We start from the raw sequence: 14,734 nt of genomic DNA, 5'->3' as shown, positions 1-14,734 counted from the left end.
CAGCGTTTCCATGAACTGCTCCCCATTAGTTGGACTGAGAAATCAGTTATCGACTAGTGGGGAGTAGTTTTCGTTGAGAGCACGAAGTTCGCTGAGTGAGCATCAGCGCGAGCAGTTGGTTGAACTATTTGAGCAAGGCATGGGCTATAGAGCCGCTGCCATTGCTCTTGGTGTCTCCAGATACGCCGCCCGTATGCTCTATCGTCGGTTTACGCTGCATGGCAGGCTATGTCTTGTGGAGAAACCGACTAAGCAGCAGTATTCGTTCGAAATCAAGAAGGAAGTTGTCCAACGCCACCTTGCCGGTGAGACGGCGATGGATCTTGCGCGTGAGTTTGGCCTGTCATCAGACCAGCTAGTTAAAGGGTGGTCGTGGAAATGGCGTAAAGGTGGCGATGAGGCGCTAAAACCGGAGCCGAAGGGTAGGCCCAAAGGCTCGGTCGCACCGAAGCCGCTCTCGGAGGAAGAGAAGCTGCGTCGCCAGATCGCACGGTTGGAAGCGGAAAACGCCTACTTAAAAAAATTGCGGGACTTGAGGAACCAGGGACGCGCCTGAAAGTTCAGGCGATTGTCATCCTCAAGTCGCACCACCGCTTGGAGTACCTCTTGGATGCGGCGGGTATGCCACGGTCGACGTTCTTCTACCACCAGAAACGCCTGCGCGAGCCGGATAAGCACGCTGCGCTGAAGCAAGCAATCCGGGAAAGTTTCGAGCGTAATAAGCATCGCTACGGTTACCGGCGGGTGCTGCTGGACCTGCGCAACCAGGGCTGGGTGGTCAACCACAAACTTGTCTTCAAGCTCATGCGCGAGATGGGACTTCGAGCCAAGGTCCGCCAGCGCAGGCCCTATGTTTCTTACGCTGGGACGATCAGCCACATCGCTGACAACAAACTTGACCGCAAGTTCACTCCGGACAAGCCCAACACCTTCTTTGTCAGCGACGTCACCGAGTTCAGGGTCGCAGGCAGCAAGGTATATCTGTCCCCGGTGATGGATCTGTTCGACCGCTCAATCGTTGCCCACAGCGTGGCTACATCGCCGTCGACAGCATTTACCGCCGCTTCTTTGACCAACGCAATCGTAAATTGTGCACCTGAACCCGGGTGGATGATGCACACCGATCAAGGCTTCCAGTACCAGCATGCCTCCTGGCGTGACCTGATCGGCGATAACGGTGGTGTTCAGTCGATGTCGCGTAAAGCCAACTGTTACGACAACGCGGTCATGGAGAATTTCTTCGGGCACTTGAAAGCCGAGATGTACCACGGAGAAATCTTCGACACCGTCGCAGAGTTCAACCAGGCGATCGACGAGTACATCCAGTGGTACAACACCGAACGCATCCAACAACGACTCAAGGGCCTGACCCCGATGCAATATCGAAATCAGACCCTTGAAGCCCTAACCGCCTAGAGTTAAACCAGTCCAACTTTCGGGGGCCAGTTCACCACTGGTAGGGGTTTGGAAGTTGGTAGCGGGGGCCGGATTCGAACCGACGACCTCTGGGTTATCGGATCACATTCGTGCCTATCAGGGGTTATCGGTAGGTATGTGCGGCCTCGTGTCAATCCGGTGCGTAACTCGCGCGGTCGCGATCAGATGTTGCGAACTGTCGGTGAGAACCAGCGGCGACTCGATGCGGTGCGTCGTGATACGGCACGGCGGAGGCAACAACAGCAGCAACAGCAACAGCCTTGCCGGCAAGGTGATCAATACGGTGACGATGACTAGCGCCTGATTTCGGCCCTTTCCCTGAGTCCGATTTTCGGCAAAGGTAGTAGATAAGTTAGTAGATCTACGAATTTGCCTGAAAGTCAGTAATCCCCCACAACCTGTTTGTGCAGGTCATGGGGGATTTTCTGCGCCCCAGGTAGGAATCGAACCTACGACACCGGCTTTAGGAGAGCCGTGCTCTATCCACTGAGCTACTGAGGCAACGAGAAATCAGGTTACCGCACGAGCTTCCCGGGCATAAAGACGGGAGTGAAACCACGATCTTGATTTCAATTTGGGCATGTCTTAGCATGCGTGGAAACGGCCGAACTAAGCATAGGCTTACTTACCTTGAAAGGTGGATTGTGAATTTTCCACGCACACTCGCAGCACTGCTGTTCTCGTTAATCGCAGTACTCGGCCTCGCCGGCTGCTCGTCGGACTCAAGCGGTAATGAGAGCGGCTCCAACAATGGAGCAGCAAACGGCGAGACCACCCTGACTGTCACCGACGCGGCGGGCCGCACCGTCGATTTCGACAAGCAGCCGGAGCGCATCTTACTCGGGGAGGGCCGCGGGGTCTTCGCCACCTCGATTCTGCAGGACAACCCCTTCGACAAGATCGTCGCGTACGGCAACGACTTGGACAAGGCAGCGCCGGCGATGCGCGACAAGCTGTTCGAGAAATTCCCGGAGGCGAAGGACCTGCCGGAAATCGGTTCGCTGCAAAAGGGCGATGTCACCGTCGAGAACCTGCTGGCGCAGAAGCCGGATGTGGTGGTCATGACCTTGGACCAGAAGAAGGTCGCGGAACAGAACGGCTTCCTCACCGACATGGACGCTGTCGGCCTCAAGTACGTGTTCACGGACTTTCGTCAGGACCCGTTGGCCAACACTGAGGTTTCCATGAATCTGTTCGGCGATTTGCTCGGTGCGCAGGACCGCGCGGAAAGCTACAACAAGTTCTGGTCCGAGAAGGTCAGCGATATCACCGAGCGCGTCGGCACAACGACGGAGAAGCCCGAGACCGTCGTGTGGATGGCAGCCGGTTTCAAGGACTGCTGCGCCATCGCGGGCGATGCCAACCTGGGCAAGCTCGTCGACGCGGCAGGCGGCCACAATGTCGGCCCGGAGATCCTGGGCACCGACGAAACGGAGATCACTCCAGAGAAGCTTGTCGAGGTCAACCCGGACAAGCTCGTCGTCACCGGCGGCGAGTGGGCGCGCGACCCGCAGAAGACCGACGCGTTCAGCCACGTTGAGCTGGGCTACCAGGCAGACGAGGCAGCGGCACGCGATTCCTTCGGGGGTCCGCTCCACGGCCCGGGCATGAAACAACTGACGGCCCCTAGGGAGGGCGATTTCTTCGCCATCTACCATCAGTTCTACGACAGCCCGTACAACGTGTTCGCTCTCGAGGCATTTGCGAAGTGGCTCCACCCGAATGAATTCGGGGACCTGGACCCGGCGAAGGACTTCGAGGACTTCCACGCTGAGTGGATGCCCATCGACTACAGCGGCACGTTCTTCCTGGACGGATACACCGCGGAATAAGGCACCGCACACAACCTAGAAAAGAGCTCAATGACCACACGAGTAGCGCCCGACACTGACCTGAGAGAGGATTCGCCGGACCGCGCGATTGAAAGTTACCGTCGCCGCGGACGTCGAAAAGCAATGGCAATTGTTCTTCTCGTTCTGGGCGCGATCGCGAGTTTCCTCGTCGCGGTGGTCGTTGGGCCCATCGATCTTTCGTTTAACGACGTCTTCCGCGCCGTCTTCGACCCCGATTCCGTCGACCAGCAGACTGAGACCGTCGTGCGGACTCTCCGCCTCCCGGCCGCGGTGATGGCGGTGCTCGTCGGCGCGTCGCTGGGGCTGTCCGGCGCGCAAATGCAGACGATCCTGGACAACCCCCTGGCGGAGCCGTTCACCCTCGGCATCTCCGCAGCGGCGGCGCTCGGCGCCGCGATCTCGATCGTGATGGGCTGGACACTCATCTTGAATGCACAACTCAATCTGGCGCTCACGGCTGCGTTGTCGTCCCTATTCGCTGTGCTGATCATCGCGGGCGCGGCGATCTGGCGCGGAGCTAGCGCGGAGTCCATGATTCTGCTCGGCATCGCCCTGTCCTTCTTCTTCCAAGCGGTCCTCTCGCTGCTGCAGTACGTGGCCAGCAACGAGGCGCTCCAGCAGATCGTGTTCTGGACCATGGGCTCCATGCAGCGTGCGTCGTGGACAGCGAACGCCGTGATCGCCGTCGTGCTCGCGCTGGCGATCCCCTTCTGCGTGGTCAATTCCTGGCGTCTCACCGCGCTGCGGCTCGGCGACGACCGCGCCGCAGCCCTGGGCATCAACGTCCAGCGACTGCGCGTGACCACCCTGCTCGTTGCCTCACTCCTCGCGGCGGCTTCTGTCTCCTTCACCGGCATCATCGGCTTCATCGGACTTGTCGGCCCGCACATCGCCCGCATGATCGTCGGCGAGGACCAGAAATTCTTCCTCCCCGGTGCGGCAGCCGCCGGAGCCATGCTCATGAGCCTCGCGTACGCTGTGTCCCTGTCCATCATCCCGGGCGTGGCTATCCCGCTCGGTATCATCACTGCGCTTGTCGGCGTGCCGTTCTTCGTGTTCCTCATCTTCACCCGCTCGCGTGGAAGGAGTGCTTAAGCCCCCATGGCCATCAGCGCAACAAACCTCACGGTGCGGTACGGCCGGGCCACCATCATCGACGGCATGAGTTTCGGCCCGCTCCAGGACGGCAAGATCACCGGCCTCATCGGCCCGAACGGTGCCGGTAAGTCGACGTTGGTAAAGACCCTCGCCGGCATCAACAAACCCTCGGAAGGCAGCAGCGACATCGTTGTCGACGGCCGCGCTCTATCCGCTAAAGAGCGCGTGCAGACAGTCGGCTACGTGCCACAGGACATGCTCTCCCGCGCGACGCTGACCGCTTTCGAGTCCGTCATGGTCTCGGCCCGCCGCCGCGGCGAAGGCACCGGCAACGCGCTTGAGAAGACGGCGGCTGTCATGCACCGCCTGGGCATCACCAAACTGTCGGACCGCATGATCTCGGACATGTCCGGCGGCCAGCGTCAGCTCGTCGCCGTGGCGCAGATGCTGGTGCGCTCCCCGCGCGTCATGCTTCTCGACGAACCGACATCCGCCCTCGACCTCCGCCACCAGGTGGAGCTGCTGCAAATCATCCAGGACGAGGTCCGCGGTGACGACCGCCAGGCACTCGTCGCCCTGCACGACCTGAACTTGGCCGCCCGCTTCTGCGACGAGTTGCTGGTGATTAAGGACGGCCACACCATCGCCAAAGGCACTCCCGCGGAAGTGCTCACCCCGGAGTTGCTCGAGCGGGTGTACGGCATTTCCGCGCGCATCATTAACGATGCCGGCGTGCCGATCGTTTGCCCTGTCTTGCGCCTCCCCCGCCATGAGACTCCGACAGACGCCGGCCCGATGGACCCGGTCTCCGTCGATGCAGAAACGGCTGACCCCGATGTGATCGCCGCTGTCACCTCCACTCGTGCTTAGACTGTGTCCATGTCTGGATACCTGACCCCCACCAAGAAAGTCCGGATCGCGGACCTGAAGCAGAAGAAGCTCGACGGTGAAAAGTGGGCGATGCTCACGGCGTACGACTACTCCACCGCCCGCGTTTTCGCCGAAGCTGGGATTGAATGCATGCTGGTCGGCGATTCCGCCGCCAACGTGGTGTACGGGTACGAAACCACGAACCAAGTGTCCGTCGAGGAGATGACCTACCTCGCCGCCGCTGTTGTGCGAGGCGCCGGCAACGCTCTGGTGGTGGCGGACCTGCCCTTCGGTAGTTACGAGGCCTCCGACGAGCAGTGCGTCCGCACCGCCACCGAGATGATCCGGCGGAGCGGTGCCCACATGGTCAAGCTCGAAGGCGGCGTGCGCATCGCTCCACGCATCGCGGCCCTGAAGAATGCCGGCCTCGCTGTCTGCGCCCACGTCGGCTTCACCCCGCAGTCCGTGGACAATCTAAGCGGCTTCAAGGTGCAGGGTCGCAACGAGAGCGCCGAGCAGCTCCGCGCAGACACCCGGGCAGTCGTCGAGGCAGGTGCGGACATGGTTGTCTTCGAGATGGTCCCCGCGCAATTAGCCAAGGAGATCACCGAGTCCTGCCCCGTGCCCACCATCGGCATCGGCGCGGGGCCGGACACCGATGCCCAGGTGCTGGTCTGGCACGACCTGGCGGACTTCCCTGCCGGCGGTCACCGCGCCCGTTTTGTCCGCCAGTTCGGTGCGGTCGGTGAAGCACTCGGTGCTGCCGCCGCCGACTACAAGCGTGCCGTCCACGAGGGTGAATTCCCCGCAGAAGAGCACACCTTTTAGGACCTAGATGTCAATCGCCGCGTTGTCGATGAGGCGGGTCTGCCCCACCTTCGCGGCGACGAGCAGGCGCCCGGGACCATGGTAGCCTTCCGGCACCTCACTGAGGTCAGGAGTGGTCACCTCGAGGTAGTCCAGCTCAATCCCCTCAGCTGCATCAAGCTCAGCTAGGGCTGCCTCGTACGTCCCTGTCGCCAGAGCCCGCGAGAGAGCCATCGCAGCTTCCTGCTCAGCCTCGCTCAAGTACCGGTTGCGGGACGACAGGGCTAGGCCGCTTTCCTCCCGGATGATCGGGCAACCGTGGATGCGCACTGGCAGGTGGAGATCCTCGACCATCTGCCGGATGAGCGCGAGTTGCTGGTAATCCTTCTCGCCGAAGAACGCGTCGGTAGCGCCGGTAAGCGCGAACAGCTTGGCCACGACCGTGAGCACTCCCGCGAAATGCGTCGGACGGGTCTTCCCTTCCAGCACCGCTCCAAGCGGCCCCGGATGGATAGTGGTTCGGGTGCCATGGGGGTACATCGTGGATACACTCGGCGCGAACACAGCCTCCACGCCCTCCGACTCGAGCTTGGCCAGATCCTCGTCGAGAGTGCGCGGGTACGCATCCAAATCCTCCCCCGGCGCGAACTGGAGGGGGTTGACAAAGATGCTCACCACCACCGGGTTGCCCAATTTTTGCGCTTCACGCACAAGGGAGATATGCCCGCTGTGGAGAGCGCCCATCGTTGGCACAAGTGACACGGCACCGTTTGCACCGCCGTGGTCAAGCGCCTGCTGAAGCTCCTCAGGAGTCCTAGTCAGTTTCGTCATGCGGCTCAGCGTATCGGTTCAGGGCTTCCAAGTGACCTTCCAGGGCCCTTTCGCCTTCCTTAGTCAGCGTCACCCACACCGTGTCCTTCGCCCGTGACGAGCCGTATTCACGAAACCGGGAAGAAAAACGCCCTGTGGGGTCTTCCACAGGGCGTGATCCGGTGAGCCGAGGGATTTGCCTCTGGTTCTATTTCGGCTCGTCCTACTTCGGCTGGATGGTGGCAGCCACCTGGTCAGCAGTAGAGACAATATGAACCGTCTGGCCGTCGGAAGCGACGGTGGCGTAGCCACCCTCGACATTCACTGTGAACCCATTCGGAAAGTTGATCGAAGGCACAACGAGCTCGCTGGTGGAGCCAGGTTCGAAAACTCCGTTGCCATCAACGCGGCTGTTAATCCAGCTGGCCCGGTAGACTCGGGTGTCTGCGTTCCATTCAGTGGCCTGCGGCGTACCCGCGACCGCCCGCAGGTGAGGAGCGGCGAGGATGGTCATCTTGTCGCGGTTGAAGGCATCGGCACCTACCGGCCCGGGAACAGTCGGGTCGAAGACCATGCCCTGTTCCTTCTGATTCTGCGTCGTCGGGTCGTTGCAGCCACAGTAGGACCAGTACTGCCAGCCGACCATGTAGCGGCGGGCAAGCGAAACTACGCCGTTGAGGGTATCGGCATCATCGGTCGCACCGAACTCGGACAGCAGCGTTGCCGAGCCGTTACCGGACGAGACGATTTCTGCATTGTCGAAGACGCGCCCGTCGAAGAAGTCGCATCCCGTGTAGGTATTGAACAGGGCGTTCGTGGTGCAGTAGACATGCCAGCTGAGAGCCGTACCTGCGGTTTCAGGAACCTTTGGGGCGGCCGGATTGGTATTCAATCCCGTGTTCCACATGGAGTAGGGCTCGTAGTGGACAATTGCGTCTGCATCCTTGGCGACGATCTGATCTGCAGCCTTCTGGTGCAGTTCATCGAGCTTTTTCTTAGCTGGACCACAGTCGCCCAGAGCCAGGTAGCACAGTGGGTATGCCGAACCTGGCCAAGGTTCATTGATGATGTCGTAGCCCATCAGCCCTGGCATGTCACCGAAACGATCTGCGACATGCCCCCACATGGCGGCGTAACGCTCCTGCAGCCCAACTCCGCCCGGCCCTTCGCGGTTGTTCAGGAAGTTATCGTATGCCCTAATGAGACCGATATTGACGGCCTGGTTAGCCGGGAAGCCAACCTTCAGAAGGCTGGGAAAGCCGTCGTCAATGACAGCCCAGTCCGGGGCAAATTCGCCCTCAAACTTTTCGTTGTACATATCCTGGTGGGCATCAACCAAGACCGCGATTCCACGGTCAGTGAGCATGGAGATGGTGCGGGCAATGGAATCCAGGTATTCGTCGTCGTAAATGCCGGGCTCTGGCTCTACTGCTTTCCAGATAATGCCGACTCGCATGGAGTCGAAGCCCTGCTCCACGAGCCAGTCAGCATCGTCCTCATTAAAGCCACCGGCTTCTGGGGTATAAGGGGCGTGCTTGTAGACGATGTTTGAACCCTGAGTGAGAAAAGCTCGGCCATCGCCGTCGGTAAACCAGCGGCCGGACTGTCCAAGGGGCCCGCGCTCGGTGATGGTAGCGGTGTCGGGGGAAATGGTAGCGGTGTCGGGGGGAGACGCTACTCCTGCGAGCGCCTGATGCGGTACTGCACCCGCTAGTGCTATGGCAATGGCGGCGCATACTGCTGCCACCTTCTTAGTGAATCTCATACTCGACATACTATTGACCAGTAATGATAAATTCACCGAGAACTCAAAATAGATTTAGGAAATGTGGGCAAAGGCATAAGTAAATGCCCTGAACGTGGTTAGAAAACGCAAAGAAAAGGCCCACCGCTCCTTCTTCGGAAGCGATGGACCTTGTGAGGAGGCTCCATGCACTGCACAGCGGCGGCTACTGGCAGACAGCCTGCTACATCAAAGACCTGTAGACTTCGGCGGTCTGCTCGGCAATGTTCTCCCCGCTAGGACGGACCAGCCTCCAGCACCGCTCCAAGCGGACCCGGGTGGATGGTGGTGCGGGGGCCGTGAGGGTACATCGTGGATACACTCGGCGCGAACACAGCCTCCACGCCCTCCGACTCGAGCTTGACCAGATCCTCGTCGAGAGTGCGCGGGTACGCATCCAAATCCTCCCCCGGCGCGAACTGGAGGGGATTGACAAAGATGCTCACCACCACCGGGTTGCCCAGTTTTTGCGCTTCACGCACAAGGGAGATATGCCCGCTGTGGAGAGCGCCCATCGTTGGCACAAGTGACACGGCACCGTTTGCACCGCCGTGGTCAAGCGCCTGCTGAAGCTCCTCAGGAGTCCTAGTCAGTTTCGTCATGCGGCTCAGCGTATCGGTTCAGGGCTTCCAAGTGACCTTCCAGGGCCCTTTCGCCTTCCTTAGTCAGCGTCACCCACACCGTGTCCTTCGCCCGTGACGAGCCGTATTCACGAAACCGGGAAACATACCCGTGTCCTTCGAGGACGGTGAGCTGCTTGGACAACGTGGCGTCGGAAAGCTCGGTGATGTCGCGCAAGCGAGAGAAACGCATCTCGCGGCGCGTCGTGCCTTCCGTCGCCCCGCCAGCGCGCAATGCTGCGCAAATCTTCAACCGGTTGAGGGGGTGAATGACTGGGTCGATCAATGGAACTTCCTCCACGTCAGGCCGTAGCCCGCGATCATCGCGGCGGCAGCAATGATTCCGACAACGATGCCGACCGTCATGTTCCCGTCCGGATACCGGTCGACGTAGACCTGCATCCCGATATACGCGACCGTGTAGAACACCATGAATGTGAGGAACCGCTTCCAGCTCCACGCGTTCTCTTCTGACTGCACGTCCTGCTTCATCGCTGTGCGGACGGTCCGCCGGCTACCCAAGTCCAGCACCAGCATGATGATCAGTGATACGAGAAGAACGAGCAGCCCCCACACATGACCGGCCAACATGATGCCGATGCCGAGACCGAAGGTCAGCCCCGCGACAGTAACCATGCCCCACGGAATCGGCACGGAGGCTGCCCGCGCCTCGACGGCGCGGACGGCCGCGAGTGACTCTCTCACCTCATTTGGTTCCAGCTCTCCACCCTTGTTTTCCATATAGGAAATTATGTCACTTTCCATGATGGAAAGCAACGGAACCGTCCGGACTTCTATGTTTGCTCTGGAGGACTGTTATTTATGTTGCTAGTGTTTCCTGTGTGAATAACGTTCAATTTTCCCGCCGCCATTTCCTCGGCCGCGCCTCCGCCCTCGCCGCTCTTGGTGCCGCCGGCGCGGTTGGCGTAACCCACATTCCGTCCGCTGACGCACAAAACCGCCGCCCCGTCGGCACCGTCCTCGACTACGCCGCCGGTATTCCCTCTGGCCGCTCCGTCAAGGCAGCCGGCCACATGGGCGCCGTCCGATACGTCTCGCAGCCCCGTCCCGACTCGGTGAACTGGATGAAAGCAAAGCCGGTCCGATTGGCGGAAACTCAGGACTTCGCCGCTCACGGCCTCTTCACGGCTTCGGTATACCAATTCGGCCGCGCGCAGACCGCCGACTGGCTGCAGGGCGCGGCCGGAGCAGCGGTTCACGCACCGCAGGCCATCTCCCTCCACCGCGCGGCTGGCGGGCCGAACGGCAAGCCCATCTACATCGCCATCGATGACAACCCGACGCGCACGCAGTACGTCAACCAGATCCGTCCGTACCTGCGCACATTCCAGGCAACGCTTGCCGCAGCCGGCCTGAAGACGGGAGTGTACGGAAACTACAACACCATCCAATGGTGCATCGAAGACGGCATCGGGACATACTTCTGGCAGCACGACTGGGGCTCCGGCGGAAAGCTGCACCCACGCGCGAACATTCACCAGAAAGCCAAGTGGCAGACGCATATCGACGGCCACCTGTGCGACATCAACAACGTCTACACAACCGACTGGGGCCAGTGGCAGCCCGGCCAGACCGGCACTCCCGCCCCGGGCCCGCAGGCGAAACCGTCCGTCAACGCGCAGCTCGCCCAGCCCGCACAGCAAGCTCCGACTTACCGGATTCCAGAGAGCTCCTCGTTACCGGACTTCTCATCCAACCCCACCCCGCAGGGAATCTCCGAAGAAGCCCAGAAGTTCGTGCAGAGTTTGACCCCGAAGGACATTGAGAACGCGGCCGAGTTCGCACGCCAGTTCATGAACTAAGCGAACCCCAGGATCAAAGGAGCACGTTGCTGAGAATCCCAGCCAGCGCGCCGCCGATCAACGGCCCGACGACGGGCACCCAAGCGTAGCCCCAGTCCGAACCGCCTTTGCCCTTGATCGGCAGCACGGCGTGCGCCAAGCGAGGCATCAGGTCACGGGCTGGGTTGATCGCGTAACCGGTGGGGCCGCCTAAACTCGCGCCGATGCCGACGATCAACAGGGCCACACCCAAGGCGCCCAGCCAACCCAGTCCACCCGGGGTGGCTGTGTCGGAGTCTCCCCAGTTGCCGGCAGCTATGACCACGAACACCAGGACGAAAGTGGCAATGACTTCGGTGACCACATTCCAGAAGGGGCTGCGGATTTCCGGGCCTGTCGCGAAGACACCGAGCTTTTGAGCGGGGTCGAGCTCTGCGTCGAAGTGCTGCTTGTAAACCAACCAGCACAAAACTGCACCGATGAAGCCCCCCAGACACTGAGCGGCGATATAGGTGATGATCGTCGTAGTGTTCACCGGAACCGCTCCGGCCACGAACTCTTTGGCGCCGGACATAGCGACACCAACGGTGACGGCGGGGTTCAGGTGGCCGCCGGAGTTGAACGCGACTAAAACGCCGGCGAACACGGCCAGACCCCAGCCCCAATTCACCATGAGGAAGCCAGTTCCTTTTCCTTTTGACTTAGCTAGGTTGTTGTTGGCGACAACGCCTCCGCCAAGCAGTAGAAGCAGCGCGGTGCCGACAGTTTCGGATACAAATACTGTTGTCAACATTGGAAAGTGAAGAATTAGGGGCTTCCTAGCCTGGAAAGCTCCGCGGGTCGTTGGACTGGCGGCGGCCCTGCGCTGCGTCGAGCCGGGCCACCTCATCGTCGCTGAGGGCGATGTCCAGCGCACCGAAGTTCTCCGCGAGACGCTCCGGGTTCGCGGTCTTCGGGATGACGGAGATGCCGTGAGCCAGAAGATGCGCGAGCGCGATCTGACCCGGGGTGGCGTCATGGGACTCGGCCGTCTCGGTTATGGCCGCCTCGCCGAGGATCTCGCCCCTGCCCAGTGGAGCCCATGCTTCGGTGAGAATGCCGTGCTCGGCGTGGTAAGTCCGCAGCTCCGGCTGGGTGAAGCCGGTGTGGAGCTCGACCTGGTTGACGGCAGGGGCAACGCCGCTTGCGTCGATCAGCGCATCCAGGGTCTCCTCGTAGAAATTGGCGACACCGACAGACACGAGATCACCGCGTTCGTGGGCATCGATGAGAGCACGGTACGCAGCGACGAAAGTCCCGTTCTGGGGCCATGGCCAGTGCACCATGAACAGATCGGCGTAGTCGAGACCGAGGCGCTTCAGGGATTCACCGAAGGCCTCAGCTGCACGCGGTTGGTCGTCGTTCCACAGCTTCGAGGTGACGAAGAGTTCTTCGCGGGAGACGTCGCCGGCTCGGATTGCGTCGATAAGCGCTTGCCCCACCGCCTCCTCGTTGCCGTACAAAGCGGCGGTGTCGAAGTGGCGGTAGCCGAGCTCGATTGCCCGACGGATGAGCGCAATCGTTTCTGAAGCGGGGCCGTCGAGTTTGTACGTGCCCAAGCCAAGGCGCGGCATGGAAGCGCCGCTGTTCAACTCAAAGAACGTCGCGGCACCCACTTAGTTCGCCTCGAGCAGATCGATGACGAACACCAGGGTGCGGCCGGACAGCGGATGGCCTCCGCCTGCCGGGCCGTATGCCTTCTCCGGCGGGATGGTCAGCTGGCGGCGACCGCCGACCTTCATACCCGGGATGCCGTCCTGCCAGCCCTCGATGAGGCCGGCGAGCGGGAACTCGGCAGCCTCGCCGCGGTCCCAGGAGCTGTCAAACTCTTCACCGGTCTGGTAATCCACGCCCAAGTAGTGGACCTTGACCATGCCGCCGGCCTGAGCTTCATCGCCCTCGCCCATGACGAGGTCTTCGATCACGAGGTCCGTGGGGGCCGGCTCATTGGGAACGTGGATGGTCGGCTTGTCCATAAAAGATTCTCCTTGACACTCGGTGCCGCGGAAAGAGTTGTTCTAGGAAGTTCCTAGGATGTTCAAAGTCAAAAGCGCGACACCGCCGAAAAGATTACCGTGCCATTATATGCCCGGTTTCTCAGATCGGCGGAATCGCGCATGGTTTCGGATAGCTATTCACAAGCTACCCATGAGGGCTATTAGCGCTGGTCGCGCGGGATGAACTCGCGTTGCGTCTCGCCGGTGTAAATCTGGCGCGGGCGGTTGATCTTGGAGTTCATCGCCAGCTGCTCGCGGTAGTGGGCAATCCAGCCCGGCAGGCGGCCGATGGCGAACAGGACGGTGAAGAAGTCCGTCGGGAAGCCCATCGCGCGGTAGATCAGGCCGGTGTAGAAGTCCACGTTCGGGTACAGCTTACGCTCGATGAAGTAGTCGTCGTTCAGCGCGATCTCCTCGAGCTCCATAGCCAGGTCGAGCAGGCTGTCGCCGCCGAGGTGGTTGAGCACCTCGTGAGCGGACTCCTTGACGATCGCCGCGCGCGGGTCGTAGTTCTTGTACACGCGGTGGCCGAAGCCCATCAGGCGAACGCCCTTCTCCTTGTTCTTCACGCGGTTCATGAAGTCGGAGGCGTCGCCGCCGTTGTTGTTCTGGATGTCCTCGAGCATCTCCAGCACAGCCTGGTTGGCGCCACCGTGCAGCGGGCCGGCCAGAGCGTTGATGCCGCCTGCGATGGAGACGAACATGTTGGCCTGCGCCGAAGCGATCATGCGGACCGTGGAGGTGGAGCAGTTCTGCTCGTGGTCTGCGTGCAGAATGAGCAGCTTGTCCAGAGCGTCCACGACAACCGGGTCGACCTCGTACGGCTCAGTCGGGTAACCGAACATCATGCGCAGGAAGTTCTCGCGCGGGTTGAGTGCGTTGTTCGGGTACATGTACGGCTTACCCTGCGATGCGCGGTAGGCGTACGCGGCCAGCATGGGAACCTTGGCCATCAGGCGCACGGTTGCCTTGTCCAGCTGCTCTTCATTCAACGGGTCGAGCTGGTCCTGGTAGTAGGCGGAGAGAATGTTCACGGAGGACGCAAGCACCGCCATCGGGTGAGCGTCGCGCGGGAAGACGTTGAACGCAGCCTTGAAGTCCTCGTCCAGCAGGGTGTGGTGGCGGATGTTGTCGTTGAACTTCTCCAGCTCCTCAGACGTGGGCAGTTCGCCATTGATGAGCAGGTAGGAGACCTCGTTGAAAGTTGCCTGGTTAGCCAGGTCGGCAATGTCGTAGCCGCGGTAGCGGAGAATGCCAGCCTCGCCGTCGATGTAGGTGATCTTGGATTCGGTCGAACCGGTGGAGACATAACCCGGATCGAAAGTGACCAGGCCAGTTTCGCCTAGGAGGTTGCCTAGGACGAAGCCGTCATTGCCCTCGGTGGCACGGATGAAATCCATCTCGTACTCGCCGCCGGGGTACTGCAGTACCGCCTTGTCCTGATTCTCAGAAGCCACAGTGAACCTTTCACAGAGTCGTTGGGCGGTGCCTGCCCGGCCCCGGCGCGACCACCGCTGATAGCGGAAGTCGGCCGCACACATAAGCACGCACCTAAGTTGACATGAGCCAACTCTATCAGCAGATGTGACTACCGCGACACAGTTTCGCGTGCGCGGGG

General features: G+C 60.9%; 13 protein-coding genes, 1 tRNA gene and 2 pseudogenes. 6 read left to right on the top strand and 10 right to left on the bottom strand.

Annotated elements, in window-relative coordinates:
- Nucleotides 1-218: 218 nt before the first annotated feature.
- Nucleotides 219-1,416: pseudogene (locus QYQ98_RS08785) on the top strand (IS3 family transposase); the annotation flags it as partial.
- Nucleotides 1,417-1,865: 449 nt separating this feature from the next.
- Here the strand turns inward: QYQ98_RS08785 and QYQ98_RS08780 are convergent.
- Nucleotides 1,866-1,938 (bottom strand) — tRNA-Arg (locus tag QYQ98_RS08780).
- Nucleotides 1,939-2,081: 143 nt separating this feature from the next.
- Between QYQ98_RS08780 and QYQ98_RS08775 the strand changes: the two genes are divergently transcribed.
- From QYQ98_RS08775 to panB, 4 genes are read left to right on the top strand one after another with little or no spacing between them, the layout of a single operon-like run.
- Nucleotides 2,082-3,269 (top strand): ABC transporter substrate-binding protein, encoded by a 1,188-nt coding sequence (locus QYQ98_RS08775; RefSeq protein WP_302006479.1) that lies wholly within the window; start codon nucleotides 2,082-2,084, stop codon nucleotides 3,267-3,269.
- Between the two features lie 30 nt (nucleotides 3,270-3,299).
- Nucleotides 3,300-4,385 (top strand): iron ABC transporter permease, encoded by a 1,086-nt coding sequence (locus tag QYQ98_RS08770; RefSeq protein ID WP_302006478.1) that lies wholly within the window; start codon nucleotides 3,300-3,302, stop codon nucleotides 4,383-4,385.
- A gap of 6 nt (nucleotides 4,386-4,391) precedes the next feature.
- Nucleotides 4,392-5,258, top strand: coding sequence for an ABC transporter ATP-binding protein (locus tag QYQ98_RS08765; protein ID WP_302006477.1), 867 nt, complete (start codon nucleotides 4,392-4,394; stop codon nucleotides 5,256-5,258).
- 9 nt (nucleotides 5,259-5,267) lie between these two features.
- Nucleotides 5,268-6,086 (top strand): 3-methyl-2-oxobutanoate hydroxymethyltransferase, encoded by an 819-nt coding sequence (gene panB, locus QYQ98_RS08760; RefSeq protein WP_302006476.1) that lies wholly within the window; start codon nucleotides 5,268-5,270, stop codon nucleotides 6,084-6,086.
- 3 nt (nucleotides 6,087-6,089) lie between these two features.
- On the opposite strand, the gene panC is transcribed toward panB, so the two are convergent.
- From panC to QYQ98_RS08730, 5 genes and pseudogenes are all read right to left on the bottom strand, one after another.
- The gene (gene panC, locus QYQ98_RS08755) at nucleotides 6,090-6,896 is read right to left on the bottom strand and encodes a pantoate--beta-alanine ligase (RefSeq protein ID WP_302006475.1); all 807 of its coding nucleotides are present in this window, start codon (nucleotides 6,894-6,896) and stop codon (nucleotides 6,090-6,092) included.
- A 202-nt stretch (nucleotides 6,897-7,098) separates the two neighbouring features.
- Nucleotides 7,099-8,640 (bottom strand): cellulase family glycosylhydrolase, encoded by a 1,542-nt coding sequence (locus QYQ98_RS08745; protein WP_302006473.1) that lies wholly within the window; start codon nucleotides 8,638-8,640, stop codon nucleotides 7,099-7,101.
- A 269-nt stretch (nucleotides 8,641-8,909) separates the two neighbouring features.
- A pseudogene (locus tag QYQ98_RS08740) lies at nucleotides 8,910-9,260 on the bottom strand (pantoate--beta-alanine ligase); the annotation flags it as partial.
- Nucleotides 9,244-9,564: a transcriptional regulator gene (locus QYQ98_RS08735; RefSeq protein ID WP_302006472.1), complete on the bottom strand. Its 321-nt coding sequence runs from the start codon at nucleotides 9,562-9,564 to the stop codon at nucleotides 9,244-9,246. The pseudogene QYQ98_RS08740 and the gene QYQ98_RS08735, both read right to left, overlap by 17 nt.
- A complete protein-coding gene (locus QYQ98_RS08730; protein ID WP_302006471.1) occupies nucleotides 9,561-10,019 on the bottom strand; it encodes a hypothetical protein in 459 nt (152 codons plus the stop codon). The genes QYQ98_RS08735 and QYQ98_RS08730 overlap by 4 nt, the downstream gene beginning before the upstream one ends.
- A 101-nt stretch (nucleotides 10,020-10,120) precedes the next feature.
- On the opposite strand from QYQ98_RS08730, the gene QYQ98_RS08725 reads away from it, so the two are divergent.
- Nucleotides 10,121-11,101, top strand: a complete 981-nt coding sequence (locus QYQ98_RS08725; RefSeq protein ID WP_302006470.1) for a DUF1906 domain-containing protein — start codon at nucleotides 10,121-10,123, stop codon at nucleotides 11,099-11,101.
- A gap of 13 nt (nucleotides 11,102-11,114) precedes the next feature.
- Here QYQ98_RS08725 and QYQ98_RS08720 read toward each other — a convergent pair whose 3' ends face one another.
- From QYQ98_RS08720 to QYQ98_RS08705, 4 genes are all read right to left on the bottom strand, one after another.
- Nucleotides 11,115-11,873, bottom strand: a complete 759-nt coding sequence (locus QYQ98_RS08720; RefSeq protein ID WP_302006469.1) for an MIP/aquaporin family protein — start codon at nucleotides 11,871-11,873, stop codon at nucleotides 11,115-11,117.
- Between the two features lie 25 nt (nucleotides 11,874-11,898).
- On the bottom strand, nucleotides 11,899-12,735 hold the full coding sequence (locus QYQ98_RS08715; RefSeq protein WP_302006468.1) for an aldo/keto reductase: 837 nt from the start codon (nucleotides 12,733-12,735) through the stop codon (nucleotides 11,899-11,901).
- Nucleotides 12,736-13,095 (bottom strand): FKBP-type peptidyl-prolyl cis-trans isomerase, encoded by a 360-nt coding sequence (locus tag QYQ98_RS08710; RefSeq protein ID WP_302006467.1) that lies wholly within the window; start codon nucleotides 13,093-13,095, stop codon nucleotides 12,736-12,738.
- Between the two features lie 182 nt (nucleotides 13,096-13,277).
- Nucleotides 13,278-14,573 carry a citrate synthase gene (locus QYQ98_RS08705; protein ID WP_302006466.1) on the bottom strand — a complete coding sequence of 432 codons (1,296 nt, stop codon included), beginning with the start codon at nucleotides 14,571-14,573 and terminating at the stop codon, nucleotides 13,278-13,280.
- Between the last annotated feature and the right edge of the window lie 161 nt (nucleotides 14,574-14,734).

This window comes from Corynebacterium sp. P3-F1 (assembly GCF_030503635.1).
Classification (GTDB): Bacteria; Actinomycetota; Actinomycetes; order Mycobacteriales; family Mycobacteriaceae; genus Corynebacterium.
Note: the sequence above shows the minus strand (reverse complement) of the source record. Positions and strands in the feature narration are given on the sequence as shown.